Annotated in this window: 18 protein-coding genes; 11 read left to right on the forward strand and 7 right to left on the reverse strand. The window is 44.2% G+C overall.

The genetic code is table 11. The annotated features are described in order from the left end of the window. Window positions 1-83: 83 nt before the first annotated feature. Window positions 84-863, reverse strand: a complete 780-nt coding sequence (locus tag L5M49_RS23730) for a hypothetical protein (protein ID WP_088213021.1) — start codon at window positions 861-863, stop codon at window positions 84-86. Between the two features lie 733 nt (window positions 864-1596). Here L5M49_RS23730 and L5M49_RS23735 point away from each other — a divergent pair. From L5M49_RS23735 to L5M49_RS23760, 6 genes are all read left to right on the forward strand, one after another. After that, a complete protein-coding gene (locus L5M49_RS23735) occupies window positions 1597-2922 on the forward strand; it encodes a DUF4942 domain-containing protein (protein WP_263266931.1) in 1326 nt (441 codons plus the stop codon). 259 nt (window positions 2923-3181) lie between these two features. After that, on the forward strand, window positions 3182-3466 hold the full coding sequence (locus tag L5M49_RS23740) for a hypothetical protein (protein WP_234594912.1): 285 nt from the start codon (window positions 3182-3184) through the stop codon (window positions 3464-3466). Window positions 3467-3542: 76 nt separating this feature from the next. After that, on the forward strand, window positions 3543-4127 hold the full coding sequence (locus L5M49_RS23745; protein WP_259484411.1) for a hypothetical protein: 585 nt from the start codon (window positions 3543-3545) through the stop codon (window positions 4125-4127). After that, window positions 4105-5220 carry a tyrosine-type recombinase/integrase gene (locus L5M49_RS23750; RefSeq protein ID WP_254803680.1) on the forward strand — a complete coding sequence of 372 codons (1116 nt, stop codon included), beginning with the start codon at window positions 4105-4107 and terminating at the stop codon, window positions 5218-5220. Before L5M49_RS23745 ends, L5M49_RS23750 begins: the two co-directional genes overlap by 23 nt. Before the next feature lie 87 nt (window positions 5221-5307). Further along, window positions 5308-5670, forward strand: a complete 363-nt coding sequence (locus tag L5M49_RS23755; RefSeq protein WP_011918395.1) for a DUF2511 domain-containing protein — start codon at window positions 5308-5310, stop codon at window positions 5668-5670. An 8-nt stretch (window positions 5671-5678) separates the two neighbouring features. Continuing rightward, window positions 5679-6584, forward strand: a complete 906-nt coding sequence (locus L5M49_RS23760; RefSeq protein ID WP_263170080.1) for a hypothetical protein — start codon at window positions 5679-5681, stop codon at window positions 6582-6584. A 9-nt stretch (window positions 6585-6593) separates the two neighbouring features. Here the strand turns inward: L5M49_RS23760 and L5M49_RS23765 are convergent, their stop codons facing one another. The 5 genes from L5M49_RS23765 to L5M49_RS23785 form a co-directional block, all read right to left on the reverse strand. Beyond that, the gene (locus L5M49_RS23765) at window positions 6594-6863 is read right to left on the reverse strand and encodes a hypothetical protein (protein ID WP_263170082.1); all 270 of its coding nucleotides are present in this window, start codon (window positions 6861-6863) and stop codon (window positions 6594-6596) included. A gap of 14 nt (window positions 6864-6877) precedes the next feature. Further along, window positions 6878-7321, reverse strand: coding sequence for a hypothetical protein (locus L5M49_RS23770; RefSeq protein ID WP_263170084.1), 444 nt, complete (start codon window positions 7319-7321; stop codon window positions 6878-6880). A gap of 465 nt (window positions 7322-7786) precedes the next feature. After that, entirely contained in the window at window positions 7787-8197 is a 411-nt protein-coding gene (locus L5M49_RS23775) for a hypothetical protein (RefSeq protein WP_263149226.1), read from the reverse strand. 29 nt (window positions 8198-8226) lie between these two features. After that, window positions 8227-8829 (reverse strand): DUF2913 family protein, encoded by a 603-nt coding sequence (locus L5M49_RS23780; RefSeq protein ID WP_263149229.1) that lies wholly within the window; start codon window positions 8827-8829, stop codon window positions 8227-8229. A gap of 91 nt (window positions 8830-8920) precedes the next feature. After that, window positions 8921-9796 (reverse strand): DNA replication terminus site-binding protein, encoded by an 876-nt coding sequence (locus L5M49_RS23785; protein ID WP_263149230.1) that lies wholly within the window; start codon window positions 9794-9796, stop codon window positions 8921-8923. Between the two features lie 355 nt (window positions 9797-10151). Between L5M49_RS23785 and L5M49_RS23790 the strand changes: the two genes are divergently transcribed. From L5M49_RS23790 to L5M49_RS23810, 5 genes are all read left to right on the forward strand, one after another. Further along, window positions 10152-11003 carry a GIY-YIG nuclease family protein gene (locus L5M49_RS23790; protein WP_263170086.1) on the forward strand — a complete coding sequence of 284 codons (852 nt, stop codon included), beginning with the start codon at window positions 10152-10154 and terminating at the stop codon, window positions 11001-11003. Window positions 11004-11075: 72 nt separating this feature from the next. Continuing rightward, on the forward strand, window positions 11076-11300 hold the full coding sequence (locus tag L5M49_RS23795) for a hypothetical protein (protein WP_263170087.1): 225 nt from the start codon (window positions 11076-11078) through the stop codon (window positions 11298-11300). A gap of 179 nt (window positions 11301-11479) precedes the next feature. Further along, on the forward strand, window positions 11480-11683 hold the full coding sequence (locus tag L5M49_RS23800) for a hypothetical protein (protein WP_263266932.1): 204 nt from the start codon (window positions 11480-11482) through the stop codon (window positions 11681-11683). Between the two features lie 16 nt (window positions 11684-11699). Further along, window positions 11700-12356 (forward strand): hypothetical protein, encoded by a 657-nt coding sequence (locus L5M49_RS23805; protein ID WP_263266933.1) that lies wholly within the window; start codon window positions 11700-11702, stop codon window positions 12354-12356. 385 nt (window positions 12357-12741) lie between these two features. Beyond that, window positions 12742-13758 (forward strand): IS110 family transposase, encoded by a 1017-nt coding sequence (locus tag L5M49_RS23810; protein WP_263266934.1) that lies wholly within the window; start codon window positions 12742-12744, stop codon window positions 13756-13758. Between the two features lie 214 nt (window positions 13759-13972). Here L5M49_RS23810 and L5M49_RS23815 read toward each other — a convergent pair. Next, window positions 13973-14164, reverse strand: a 192-nt coding sequence (locus L5M49_RS23815; protein ID WP_263255047.1) for a transposase, incomplete at its 5' end; no start/stop codon positions are given.

The following is a 14164-nucleotide window of genomic DNA, read 5'->3' on the forward strand; positions in this document are numbered from 1 at the left end:
ATTTAAATCGGTCATCAAAATCATCCCCATCTCCATTAATATACATTGCTGTCATACTTTGCCAAGGTGATACGAATTTCGACTCAAACCCAATCTATCTCTAAATAATGTGGTAAGCATAAATTATCAATATCAACACCTAATTCACGGAAAAGATTTTGGAACGGTTCTACTCCGATACTATTTGTGCTGAAATTCGAAAAATCTTTGAACGCATAATTTTCAAATCGCTCTAACAACTCTATATCTCGAATACGTTTTTCGCGTGAGTGTAATACCCACTCAACCATTAAATCGAAATGTTCTTCATTATATAGAGCAGCAATATCAGACCATCTTATCGCTGATATTCTCCCAGACTCAATAAGATCACTAAGTAGGCAGCAAATCATGTAAATTCTATTTTTTGCTTTGTTATTATAGGCTTGGTCGCTTGCTAGATAAATGAAAAGATATGATAAACCGTCACATAAGTCATATTTATTTCGAAAGCGTAAATACTCAACATGTTCTACGCCTTTCAATAGTGAAATAAGCGTAGGGCGCCATTCTAAATCATTTGTATACCAAGGCTTCGACATTTGTTCTATGGCGTATAACATGCTAGAAGTTAAATTTGGAATATGCTGTGATATAACTTTGAATGCTCTTTGATTGTTATAATTCCAATCATTTTCAACCAGCATTCTAGCTCTAAAATCGTTCTGACCAAGCAAATAATTTAGGGTGTTATTATTATCAAACCCAAGAATTTGTGCGTAAATATCAGCAGCAACTCTGCCGCTAACAATTTTTTCTCCGACAGTATAATTAATTGCTTGAGAAAGAAATTTTCTGCGTACTTTTAATATATTTTGATGCATGAATACATACTCCATAATAATTGGATTTAACTGACGCGCCACTCACGTCAGTCAATGCATGTATGCATGATTAGACGTTATTTAACACTACAGCTTTTGTCCGCGTGGCATGGAAATGGTTGCTGAATCCCAGTGCTAAGATGCCAAAATAAATAGTTACGGTCAATAGTTCTTGACGATGTTCCTTATAATTAAGCATTTTTCTGTTCCGTCACTGATTTATTACTTTTTTATTAGATTCGTCTTTTCAATACAGCTAAAAGACAATAAGCGCTCTCTGTTTCATGATGTGGGATCTGAAGCTCAGCAATCGATTCCAGTACACCCGCGGAGTCAATGCTTGCCCCTGCCCGTCTGTTTTTACTCGCGTCCGATAATTACAGTTATCGGACACGAGTACCCACCAGCCGAAAACCATATTAGTGTGATGTCATTATACTAAACAATACTGAAGGGTTTGCGTGGCGTTGGTGCCATGATGCATTAGTGTGGTGTCACTATATTAAACTGGGTGGGATGGATGATTTTGCGCTCGCTTTGCCGAGTATAACCCCATTTGACTCGGACCTTGTATGTTTGTCAGGCGTTAACCGTGATTTTTCATGATTGATTAGTGCGTGGGACACACTAAACCATAAATATTTAGTATGGTGACACTATATTAATGTCAAAATTTGCGTGATTTTTAAAGCGTGAGATAGTTTGAACATCGAAACTTAAGAGGGTGTTCCAAATGTCTCATTCCGTCATGTTAGCCGAACAAGGTGAGTTAAACTTTTCAACCGCACAACGTGTAAGGCACTTGAAGGCGGAAGAGCAGGATTTTGAGTGGTATCCTTCGTCTGAGCATATCATTGATGTAGTTCGACGCGACTTGGTTGAGTCTAAGTTCTTAGAGTCTTACAACAGAGAGTCATCCTTGCTTGATATTGGCGCCGGAGATGGCCGAGTTTTAAGCGCCCTTAACATGCCACTTGAAGATCGTCGCGGCGAAATGAGCCCACCATTTTACAACCTGTACGCCATTGAAAAGAGCCTAGTCCATTGCAGCCAGCTCGATAAAAAAGTGCTGGTTATTGGCACTGACTTTAATCAACAAACCCTTGTTGATAAGCCAGTTGGCGTCATTTTCTGTAACCCTCCTTATTCTGCCTTTGAGCAATGGGCAACCCGCGTCATCACTGAGGCTAATGCCGAGGTGTGCTATCTGGTATTGCCACAGCGTTGGTCTGGCAGTCGAGATATTGAAAACGCGATTAAAGTACGTGAAGCCGAAGCTGAGGTCATTGGCACATTCGATTTCCAAAATGATTGTGATCGCGAAACCCGTCATTCAGTGCCGGTTGACATTATTCGGGTGAATTTAGGGTATAAAAACCATCGTCAATGCAAGGTAGACCCCTTCAAAGCGTTCTTTGACGCTAACTTTGACCTAGATTTGGCTGAAAGTGATTATTCTGCAAAATTCAGAGGGCCATCCGATTCTACTCAACAAAAGCTCAATGAATTGGTGCCAGGTGGTGACATGGTTAAGGCTATGCAATCGCTTTACGATCACCAGATGGCCAAGCTAATGGGTACTTATTCCGCACTCGCTGAAATTGACCCTGATTTACTGAGAGAACTGGAAGTATCTAAATCTTCGGTTCTGGAAAGTCTCAAGCTCAAAATCAAGAGCCTCAAGAGTCTGTTTTGGAAGGAATTATTCTCTAAATTTGATGCGCTGACTTCTCGCCTGACATCATCTAATCGCAAAGCGTTACTAGAGCTATTGGAGCGTCATGTAAGCGTCGATTTCACTGCCGAAAACGCCTATGCGATAGCTCAATGGGCAATAAAACATGCTGATGCTCTTCAAGATGATCAGTTCAAGGATTTCTACCTATCTATGTGCCAAGCGGCAAACGTGGTGAATTATGTTTCGAACCAACGCACCTTCAAATACGACGGCTGGCGATATCGTGAGCTGGTCAAGAATGGTCACATCTCCCATTTCAAATTGGACTACCGCTGTGTAATGGAAAATGTAGGCGGCATCGTTAATGGTTGTAGTGAATGAGTGAAACTGGTCATCAGTTTGTAGGCAATTTATGTGATTTGGAGTAGATGAGGTTATCCGAGATGTCAGAGTAACTAGAACTTCGTAGCACGCTTCTATCCCATTGTAAGTTTGCAAAGGTTTATATGGATATTCGTAGTAAAATTACACTTATCACTTGAGTTATTTTTGGATTTCTTATTTGTCAGACTATGGGTTTATTTTATGTCAATGTATGGGTATATGATTTAGCTAAGTCATTGTTCTTAGATACTCTGCTGTGTCATGGTTTGGTTTCAGCGACACAAAAATCGTCTCTGGCATCATCACCCGCCCATCAAGCCCGAATGAACCAGATTTTTTGACAGGGGCACTTGTTGAATGTGATCTCCAAATTCAGGACTTAGATGGCACACAAATAACTATAGTACCTGCGCCGCAAGGAGGATGGACTCATGACAGCCTTGAAGCGCTGGACTGTGATGCATTGGCAGGTGGTCAAGCATGGAATGCGTATCTACTTTACGGTGTATTACCTCAATGGGTAGGCAGCTCAGAAATCTAACTAAACTTGTTTGATTTAGTTAGTGTGTGTCTTTATACTAAAAACATAATTATTAGTGTAGAGACGCCATACTAAAATGAATGACACTACCTCCCCACTCAAATCTGACTCATTAGGCCCAGCTTGGACGTATCACGCCCTCCCCTCTGACGTCAGTTCGCGACCCAAGGGACGCACATTAAGACTGTTAGCGGCAAGTGAAGCTGCAAGCCCACAAGTACGTGATTTACTCTCGCGCATGATCGGTAACACTTACAACCAGATAGAGAAAACCGAGTGGTTTACTTCGCAGTTCTTAAATGGCACTCCGACCCTCACTGTGACATTCCGTCAGTTAATGCGAGAAACCGAACCCACCAAATCCAAGCCGTTACCACAGGAAACCGCGCTGCATTCATTGAATGTCTGTCTTAATTCCATTTTCTCGGATTCAGGTTGGAAGCTGGTACGTCGGCGCATCTCTCAAATCGAGCGGCTTCAAAAAACGACTCGACCTGTGATCAGCAAGACCCAATACGACAAGCTAGTTCTTTTCAAGGATACGATTGGCGCCAAATCCGTGGATGCTGCGATTGATGAATTACTGAGTTTTTACAAGGACGAACACCCCGCTTTTTCAGCAGACAGGGAGGCATTAGGTGAGCTTGTTAACCACGAATAATCACAGCGTTGCACTGTCCTACGGCGAACCTCCGTCAACGCTTAACGATTCGTTAAAAGACAGCTATCAGCGCTCTACTGACGAGCTACAGGCGCTATTGTCAAAGCCTCTGGCTCACTTAACCGATGCAGACAAGCTCCGCATTCGGGAGATTACTCAGGCAAAACTCAAGCACTTTCTTGAGAATGGCCACCGTACCCGCAGGGCTAATACATGGCGAGCACTAATGAGCCGGTGGGCTAAGTTTGAAAGTTGGTGTCTTACAAATAACCTTACCCCGTTGCCTGCGAGCCCCGAGGTAGTGGCCACATTTATTGAGTACCACCAGGCGTCGTCATACACTACCTTATCTCAATATGCTTGGGCGATTAACAGTTTCCATGTGGAGTGTGGTTTGCTGTCCCCTGTGAGCAGTAAGACCGTGCAAGACAAGCAGAATGAAATCAGAATAGTAAAGCTCGAGTCAGGCGGCTTAGCGCAAGAGCAGGCAACGCCTTTTAGACTTCATCACCTGCAGATGCTCATAGAATCGTATGGCGAAAGTGAGAGGTTATTAGACAAGCGCAATTTGGCGTTGCTGAACATCGCCTATGAATCGTTGCTTCGTGAATCCGAGCTGCTTCGGATCAAAGTGGGCCATCTCAAGTCCACCTTTGAAGGCGATTATGTGTTGTCAGTGCCTTACACCAAAACCAATGACTCGGGTGAAGAAGAGGTTGTGAACATTACGCCGCTAGGCTTCAAATTGATTCAGCGGTATATCCAAGGTGCTGGGCTGACTAAGGAAGACTACTTGTTTCAGCCGATTGGCCGGAGCAATAAAGTCTCGGTTCAAGCCAAGCCGATGAACACCCGTACAGTGGACCGAGTATTTCTGTGGGCATTCGAGAGCTTAGCAATCGACCTTCATTCTGCTTGGTCTGGGCATAGTGCCAGGATTGGCGCCGCACAGGACTTACTTGCCGCAGGCTATTCGATAGCCCAAATCCAAGAGAACGGCCGTTGGAAAAGCCCAATGATGGTATTGCGGTACGGCAAAGACATTAAGGCAAAGGAAAGTGCGATGGCCAAGATGTTGGCAGAAAGACGGTAGTCTGATTCTACCTGCATTTCTATATGAACCTGACAATTATTGACTTAATATCAGTAAGTTAAACAATTTAAAACAGGGAAGTGAACTGTGAAGAAAGCGATTATTATCTCACTACTTGCATTGAGCCCAACTTTAAACGCTAAAGAAATTCATCAAAGTAGTTATGGGGAAAGTTGGCCGTTTACTGTCGAAAGCGGAGAACTTGGCTGCTACGAACAGGCCGTGTTTTTTATCGCAAATGATAAAGAATATGCGGTAAACGGTGTTGCCCAAAGCAAGGGTTATGATGCTATTGAGCCAATTTGGAAAGAGGATAGTTCTTTATTGGAATACCAAAAGGCAATAGCTAAAAAGGAAAATAAAACTCTTCGACAAGTTCAGGATGAAATGGGTGTATCCCGCGTTAATATCGGACCGATCCTTCAAGAAGGCTTAAAACTTTGTAAGTAGCTTACCTTATGAATCTAATCCCCTTCGGCCTTCGTAATGATGGCGTGTATATAGATGCAGATGACGCAACGCGGGGTAAGTCCTGTGATTGTACTTGCCCATCATGCGGTATTGCCTTAATCGCACGGCAGGGTGACGTTAATGCGTCCCACTTTGCCCATGACTCCAAAGGTGCGAGTAAGGAAGAGATAGAGGCCTGCAAATACTCGTTTTATGTCTCAGTACGCTACATGCTGAAGCAGCTGCTACAGGGGACAGGCTTGTTAATGTTGCCACCTCTCGAGATTGACCATCACGGCCAAAAGCACGTCATTACCAAAAGTTTTCTAATCACGGTGGAACCCAAGAACATAACGCTTGATATTTATGAGCAGGATATTATGTTTGACTTAATCTTTACAGTCTCAGGTCGCAAGCTATGCCTATACATTAGCCATCCTGGTCGCCCTGCGCCGATATATAACAACCTCTCAAGAGATCAGCACACGGCGGTACTAGGACTTGATTTGATTCCTTTCTCAAAGATATTTAATGAGTTTTACAAACTAAAATCAGCTCAAACACTACTGCGCGAATGGCTTGAAACGTCCATTAAGGGCAAGCCTTGGATTTACAATCCAAGGCGCAATGCGTGGTTTGAGCATCAACAGACTAAAGCTCCAGCTGTTCAGGAACAGCAACAAGTTCTGGAACAAACCAAGACTACCCGTGATCGGATTAAAGAGCAGATTGCCAAAATGGACAGGTTGAACGTAGTCGCTATATATCGCTGCGTTTTTTGTCAGTTGGACTTTGAAGGCAGTGCGTTACTCAACTACTGCCCTAAGTGTAATGACCATCTAAGTGTGAAAAGAAAATCGGAGATTGCGGCTCAAGCTCCACATCCACCTAAAGGCAAGTATCGGTATCGATGACTCTATGATTTATTCAAGTAACGTCAACTTATAGTCAAGCGGTGTAAACCAATGCCTACGGCCCGTGTCTAAATTGCGAACAAAATACCAATCTTCCGACTTTAGGTGTGCTGGTAGGGACTCAATCGTGGAGATTTCACCGTCATCCACCAGCACTTTCTCTGGCTTTGGAAGTACCTCTAATTGGAGCCGTTTCTCGGGAAATTCCACTAAACTGCCATCAACGTCATCGAAGGATGTAGCTGGAGACACCGCTATATATTTTTGGCCGATTTGCATGTTGCTGCCTCATTTTATTTAAGTGTGTAATGCTGGACTTTGACATTCGGGATCACGATTGAATGGTTGAATGTCTCGGGGTTGAAATGGCGGAGGAAGTAATTGATAGTGACTCGGTGTTTACCACCAACCAAGTAATACTTACCTTCCAGCTTTGCGAGTGTAACGCCTACTTTGGGCCAAAATTGGTCTGTAAAAAAATTTGGGCTATCTTCTAAAATCCCCAAATAATGCCCCATAGAAGTATGGTGGCCATTTAACAGGTTTCCCCAGGAAACCGAAGGAATCATCCCTTGTTCGTGTCCAACAATAAGGTCGTATGGCACCGTTTCATAGGTAATGTGGCCCTTATCGATAACCCAGCCTCTTGCCAATGCTAATTCAGTTAGGTTTACTAAAACCGCATCGCTGAGAGGGGCGGGTTGAAGAGCATTAAGCTCTCTGAGATTTATCTTCAATTTTCATTTCCTTGCAGGTATTGCCAGCGATTAAAGTGGTTCAGGAAGGAAAGCACCAATGCTTCCGCGGCTTTTACGTCTGTAAATACCTGACATTTCTATAGGTTTTCCATATTCTACGGGTGTTTGGTTCATCATAAGGCTTAACATCCCAGTATTTCGGAGTCTCAACGTTGAGCTCTGCGGGTATGAGTCAGCCAATTTTATTCGCGATAATCATTGGCTTAGTCCATGCAATTTTTTGGTCAGCATCAACTGTAGAATTTCCAAGTCATTCAGCGCATCAACAACATCACGCTTCGACAGGTTCCCCCACTGTTCCCTAACCCATTTCGACGTAGAGGGGTCGTTCAGGACTCGTTGATTAAACAGCTCGCTCGCGTTAAGGGCTCTGTTTGGCAGGATAAAAGGATTCATAGAGTTACGTCCAATGCAGTACACGGATGGACAATATCACTCGCTATATTAATTGTGAATGTCTTCCGGCATTGCTTTGTTGAGGATATACAAGAAAATCGCAGCCGAAGTGCAGGTGATAACTACGGTTCCAATGCCATAAATAAATAACGAAATTAACGTGCTACCAAGAAACACGTTCTGAATAACCATCGCCGGAAATGTATTGGTATTATCCATTTTAGTAGTGACCAGTAATGTGGCCAGCGCCAGAAATGCAGGGGTGTTAAACTCAACAAGCCCTGTATCACTTAGCCTATACAACCCAGCCGCCATCAAAGCGATAGCGGCACCAGACCGAAGTAGAGGTATTGCGTGATTATGTCGATAAGGGAATATCATCCACAACGCCCAAAAGAAGCCTAAGCCGGATAAGTTGCGTACAACATCATGTAAGGTGAGAGAGGGTAATTGAATCATACCGAGAGTTCCTTTCAGCTATTTGAGCACTATTGAGCATCCAACCAATGAGCGCTATCGATGATAAATAAGTTGGCAGTGTTGTTTGTTAACACCATACATTCAATCAATTGATAATCTGAGTTAAACACCTTCTTAAGTGCAATTAAATTGTCCTCTGAAGTGTAGCGATAGTTAATTATCATCGGAGCAATTTGTTGGCCGTCTTCATTAAAGCAATTTTCAATCTCTAAGCGATTAAAGCGGATCTCACAGACATTGTGGTCCACTGTTACTGGTTGCTCGCTGGTTCGGAATTGAATCGGCGTTTCGATAACCTCAATCGTAGTAACTAACCATTCAGCCAACGCCATCATCCTATCGTATTTCACGCTGGAGCTATTGATTACTGATAGCATTTGATTGATGCAGGCCTCCATATCCTGCCCTTTGCGACCAAGCTGGATAACACGCTTAATATGACTCTTGATTTCACGGTATGACTTGTCATCCACAAAAGGCTTTAACCTTTTTATCAGGATCTCATTGCGGCGTTGCATTGGCACAAATCGGTCTGACTCAGCACAAGTCATATACAAGTGCATCTGCGATGTGTGAAAGACGGATTTAAGCTGCTCTTCGTAACTGTTCATTCATAAGCCTTCAAATTACATTGCTTTACGCACTGTATTACGTCATGGGAATTACGCAAAAATTGACCTAATTACTCTCCGTTTGCGGTCTTTAATTCCTTGCTTCATAGCTGGAGCCATTAAAGGAGCCCAGTGGCGTAGCTGCTTGCTTATCGGCACGAGTACCGCGCTTAACTGAAGCGTCAAACGTAGTGAGTGGCTTGATCTCTAACGGCTCACTTTGCAATACAATAAGCGGCATCGTAGCGGTAACCGTTTTCACCTTCCCGTTAATCATGAGATTGGCCACGGGCTGCGGCTGAATATCCCGACGCGCCCGAATCATCGCTTCGGGGGTGTTCAAGATGTTCTGCTTTAACAGCAATAGCTGACTTGGGCATTCATCGCCAAGGCGCTTAATATCCGCGTTCAGTTGCTGTAGCAATTTGTCTTTATCGACCTTCGACACCACATCCTTGCATAACCAGCTGAGCCGCGCCGAGGTCATGGGTTCGTCAAAGCATCGGATTTGGCGATAGAGATGTAACGCCATGACACCAGGGCAAACCTCTCGTAGTTTCTCAAATCTGTCTGCACGGGCGCTGTACTTGGTGGTGATTTCCTTCTCGATGGCCGCTTTAGCCAAGTTAATCCGGGCAATGACATCCATAACTTTGTGAGTGACTAACGGCGATGTGGAGTACCAAAGCACCCCAGGCGTTCTACGAGCTGAGCGCTGCGAGTAATCAGGATGAATGTGTAAATCACCGTAAGCGAGTTTGGCTTTCGTTACTGCTGCAAGACCCAGTGTTTCGCGTACCGAAATCACCGTCACCGGCTCGCGCACTTTCTCAGCCGATTTTATGACGGGCGGTACAGGTGTCACGCTGGCACGGATAGGGGTATTCGAATCAAGCAGGTGATTGAGCTCCCGCAATGAGGATTGGATCACTTCATAGCTATCCGATATGATACACAAAGCTATCACCTTAAAGTATTTTTGTTGTTGTCTTACTGTAACCTCATTTAGACCATCATGCAATGATGTGGGCTAACAAAGATAGGTGTACACCCCTACCTCTTGAGTATCTGGATAGATAATTAATAGTGCTCAATAAAGTGGCGATGGCCATATTTGAGAAAGTGGAAGAGAAATTTAGATAATCTTAGTGACGACAAGATTATGGCAGATTTTGCAAATAATCGACTTTAGCCATTGAATTGAGATTAGAATACCCTAGCCGCCCTGATGACCTGATGACCTGACCGGTTGATATAACTTACGTTCTTCCCCATACTTATTTGAGCTACATTTATTCGACATTTAACAGGGTCAATTAAGTATGACTTCCAATGCCTTTTTAACACTCGGAAAAGCCACAGACGGAGAGTTAATCGCTATCGATGTGGTAAATAGTGGTAAAACCGACCTCTCCTGCCCCTTTTGTGCCGTGCCGTTGATCGCCGCAAAGGGGCTAGTCAATATTCATCACTTTCGACATGACGGCGAAACCTGCCATGAGTCACTGCAACAGCTGCCACAAATACCAGGCTGGGATCACTTTCACCTTTGCGCGCCTGATTTCCTTGTTAATGTCTTACAGAATTACGCCGAAGCCCATCCTGGGGAAGTATTTTGGTATGAACCTAAGCATGTTCGTGATCTGTTAAAGCACAATCTTATTGAGACCGACAGTTACACGGGTAAATATCGACTGACCGATGCCGCGTTAATCATCACCGGCCAACTATCGCTGAGTAAATTCAGCAACTGGTTTCGCCGCCAACTCACAGCCCGGATACATAGAAAATCGCAGTTAGTGGCTAACAACGAACTACATCGAGCACACTTTGAGATTGAGGCTTGGCGCCAACAGCAGCTGATGATGGCTACCACCTATTTATTTGAGTTAACCCTAGACAGTGGTGAAGTCATTTATAAGGTGGGCCGGACACGTCGTGAAGTGAACGTAAGGTTAGCTGAAGTCATGTCAGAGATGAAAGCCCACTTTAACCAGGACATCTCCACCAAAGTATTGCGGTTAATCCCTTACGGCGGTTATCTGGAGCAGTATGTATTGTATCGATACCGGCTATCAAAGAGAGAGATAGGAAAGCATCAAGAATATCTGAGCCTCGATGCGTCAGCATTGAAGCAGCTTAAGGCCGCATTCACACGCGTAGCCAATGACTAAGCCCCCTTCGATAAGGACGAGCGCTTTATTGCCACAGGGCGTTGGCGTTACGAACCCAAGCGATTAGATGCTGTGCGTAAAGGGATTCGCCAGACGATTCAAAGCGGCAGCAGTTTTGGGCGCCCCAAGGGAACCATCAAAGTCGGTGGCGAGGAATGGCGCAAGCAGTATCAATATGTGATTGATCTGTTGGAGGCAGGCAATCTCACTCAAGAGAAAATCGCCAGATTAACACTCAATCGCACCTCGACGGTGAAGCGAGTTAAACAAGTTATATCCAAGGAAACGCCAGAATAAGCGCGTCAGAGTTTAACGGAATTATCAGGTGTACTCCGTGCTCTTGCTTATTCCTTCCCCCTAGTTTGCATGATGGTCTAAATTGAATTATTTTGGCATCGGTTATATTGGGAATTATCATTTGGTGTTAATGTCTTCCCCAGAATTACATTTGGAAATCTTTTGCTCGGGACTAAACAATGTTACGTGAGATGTTCAACTTCAATAGTGCTAGTGACACAGTGAAAACCTATGTATTGCGCTTACGCCGTGCCAAGCAAATGGAAACATTAGAACTGATGGTTGAGCGCCTTGAAGCCGATGCGAAAAACGCCGTTGAACGCGCCGACATCGCCCATGCATACAGCATTAGAGAGATGGAGATCTCTAACAGTATTGACTAAGCTTAAGTAACCACTTATGGCAAATGAAGGCTGGTTAGCCGTAATTAGTTTAGGGGTAACCTTAACGTTATTATCGCTATTGCGCGACAGGTTATTTTCCACCATTGGGAGTGGTTTGTTGTTTCGTCTTTATGCGGCCCCGGGTGTATTTGTCCATGAACTCAGTCATGCTCTTACTGCAATTCTGTTTCGGTTTACCATTACCAAAATATCCTTTTTCTCACCACAGCCTGACGGCACACTTGGCTTTGTGCAGTACCAGTACCGACCATCATTAATTAGCCCTGTGTTACGTTTATTCGTCGGAATAGCCCCGCTTTTCGGCGGATGTGCTGTTGTGTGCATACTTAATTGGTTATTCCAGGCGCCAGCCACCATTGACTGGTCTGCACTTTATAATTTCGCCGTTGATGAACCGTTGCGGTTTGGAATCTGGATGTATTTCACTTCTTCAGTCGTGGCTAATGCCGTTCCAAGCAAGTTTGATTTGAATAACAGCTATATTGCTCTGTACTGTCTGTGTTTTGTGATTGGAGCCCTGCCGCTCAGTTACACCCCTCTTTTGAATTTGCTCAGTTCTATCATGGCACTGTGCTTATTGGTAGTGTTACTCTTTGTAGTAGTGTTATCTGGGGTATATTTCTGGCGACAACTTTCAAACATTAACATTTAAGCACGTTGATAATCATTATCTATGAGCAGCTATTTCCGGATCGCGCGTAGAGTGAAACCAATTCAATCAGGAGTTTTATTCGATGCAAAAGAACCGCGTATTCATCATCTCTATGTAGCAACGGCGAAATACCTTTTTGCTCATCCCAAGCACGGTATCGTTAAACCCGACATTCCGCACCTAATTTAGGAATAAATTTGCCGATAGCGTTCACCCAATACCTCCAAAATGATCTGCTGGTCTCCTGTTAGCTCCGTTACTTGTGGCGGAGCGTCTCCCTGTCGATATTCATGGATAATGGAATGGACCCATCCACTTTAAATCGGCCTCGCAATGGGCCACGATGTAGTCGCTAAAACTCATCAGAAAGAGGACGGGTCCACCTATGAAGATTACTACAATCGGTTTAGATATCGCAAAGTCTGTTTTTCATCTTGTTGGTGTCGATAAAACGGGTAAGTTACTCAAAAAGAAAATGCTTAAACGTAAGGACTTGCTCCCCTTTGTCGCCCAAATTGAACCGTGTCTGATTGTGATGGAAGCCTGTGGTGGGGCAAATTACTGGGCCAGAGAATTTGAGCTGTTGGGCCATAACGTCAAGCTAATCGCACCTCAATTTGTAGTACCTTTTCGGCAAGGTAACAAAAATGACTATAACGATTCCTTAGCCATCGCTGAAGCTGCGCAGCGACCCAACATGCGGTTTGTAAAACCTAAAAGCGTCGAGCAGCAAGATGTGCAACTGCTCCACCGAATGCGCGAACGATTAACTAAGCAATCAACCGCCTTAATCAATCAAGTCAGAGGGATGTTAGCGGAATACGGCATTGTGATGACCAAAAGTAAATCGGCTTTTAAAGTTCAGTTCCCAGATATTTTAGCGGATGAAACCAATGCGCTGACCACTAAAGGTCGGGCCATTTTTTATCACTTATATGAAGAATTTAGTGATATAGAAAAACGGCTTAAGAGTTGTGATGCACAAGTGCTCACAGAAACTAAAAACAATGTGATTTGCCAGCGTTTAGAGACTATCCCTGGCATTGGTCCAGTCACCGCTACTGCCTTTTATGCCGCCGCAGGTGATGGTAAAGATTTCAGTAATGGCAGGCACTTTTCTGCTTGGTGTGGCTTGGTTCCCAAACAACACAGCAGCGGAGGTAAAGATAACCTCCTTGGAATAAGCAAACGGGGAAATGCGTATTTACGTACGCTGTTCATCCACGGCGCCAGAGCTGTGTTGCAACACAGCCAGAATAAGCAAGATAAGTTTAGTTGCTGGGCAGTCCAGTTAGCAGAGCGCCGAGGTTTTAACCGAGCCTGTGTGGCTGTAGCCAATAAGCTCGCCAGAATGGCATGGGTTATCGCGGCGCGTGAGGAAGAGTATCGACTTCCACTATAGTACTGAATAGATTCAATAAACGTTAATAATTAACCAACCAGCAAGTTGCTAAGACACTTGATTTGATGATGAGACAGTCAGACTGATCTACTGAAAACCTTACGGAGGCATAGGCTCATTACGAAGCCGCAAGGATGATAAGGACAGTAGAAGCAGAGTAAGCGTCCATTTTAGGACGTATTGACGCCTTATAGATTTCGGCCAAGCATCCTGGCTAGATGTCTTTCAGGATCTGCACCAGTCCTGGTGGGATTTTCCACTGGCGGTTATCATCGCTGACCACCATCACTGATTTCTTGTTGATTTTGATAACCACGCCGAACACTTGGCCTTCTTTGGCCTTGAAGTGGACTTTTTGGCCTAAACGTAGCTGGCTTAGAACATTGATGTCGTTTTGCAAACGTAA

Source organism: Shewanella sp. SM74 (genome assembly GCF_025653725.1).
Taxonomy (GTDB): domain Bacteria; phylum Pseudomonadota; class Gammaproteobacteria; order Enterobacterales; family Shewanellaceae; genus Shewanella; species Shewanella oncorhynchi.

Coding starts and splice junctions, on each gene's coding strand:
- L5M49_RS23730 (WP_088213021.1), bottom strand. CDS start 863: ATGCATCAAAATATATTAAAAGTACGCAGAAAATTTCTTTCTCAAGCA.
- L5M49_RS23735 (WP_263266931.1), top strand. CDS start 1,597: ATGTCTCATTCCGTCATGTTAGCCGAACAAGGTGAGTTAAACTTTTCA.
- L5M49_RS23745 (WP_259484411.1), top strand. CDS start 3,543: ATGAATGACACTACCTCCCCACTCAAATCTGACTCATTAGGCCCAGCT.
- L5M49_RS23760 (WP_263170080.1), top strand. CDS start 5,679: ATGAATCTAATCCCCTTCGGCCTTCGTAATGATGGCGTGTATATAGAT.
- L5M49_RS23765 (WP_263170082.1), bottom strand. CDS start 6,863: ATGCAAATCGGCCAAAAATATATAGCGGTGTCTCCAGCTACATCCTTC.
- L5M49_RS23775 (WP_263149226.1), bottom strand. CDS start 8,197: ATGATTCAATTACCCTCTCTCACCTTACATGATGTTGTACGCAACTTA.
- L5M49_RS23780 (WP_263149229.1), bottom strand. CDS start 8,829: ATGAACAGTTACGAAGAGCAGCTTAAATCCGTCTTTCACACATCGCAG.
- L5M49_RS23790 (WP_263170086.1), top strand. CDS start 10,152: ATGACTTCCAATGCCTTTTTAACACTCGGAAAAGCCACAGACGGAGAG.
- L5M49_RS23800 (WP_263266932.1), top strand. CDS start 11,480: ATGTTACGTGAGATGTTCAACTTCAATAGTGCTAGTGACACAGTGAAA.
- L5M49_RS23805 (WP_263266933.1), top strand. CDS start 11,700: ATGGCAAATGAAGGCTGGTTAGCCGTAATTAGTTTAGGGGTAACCTTA.
- L5M49_RS23810 (WP_263266934.1), top strand. CDS start 12,742: ATGAAGATTACTACAATCGGTTTAGATATCGCAAAGTCTGTTTTTCAT.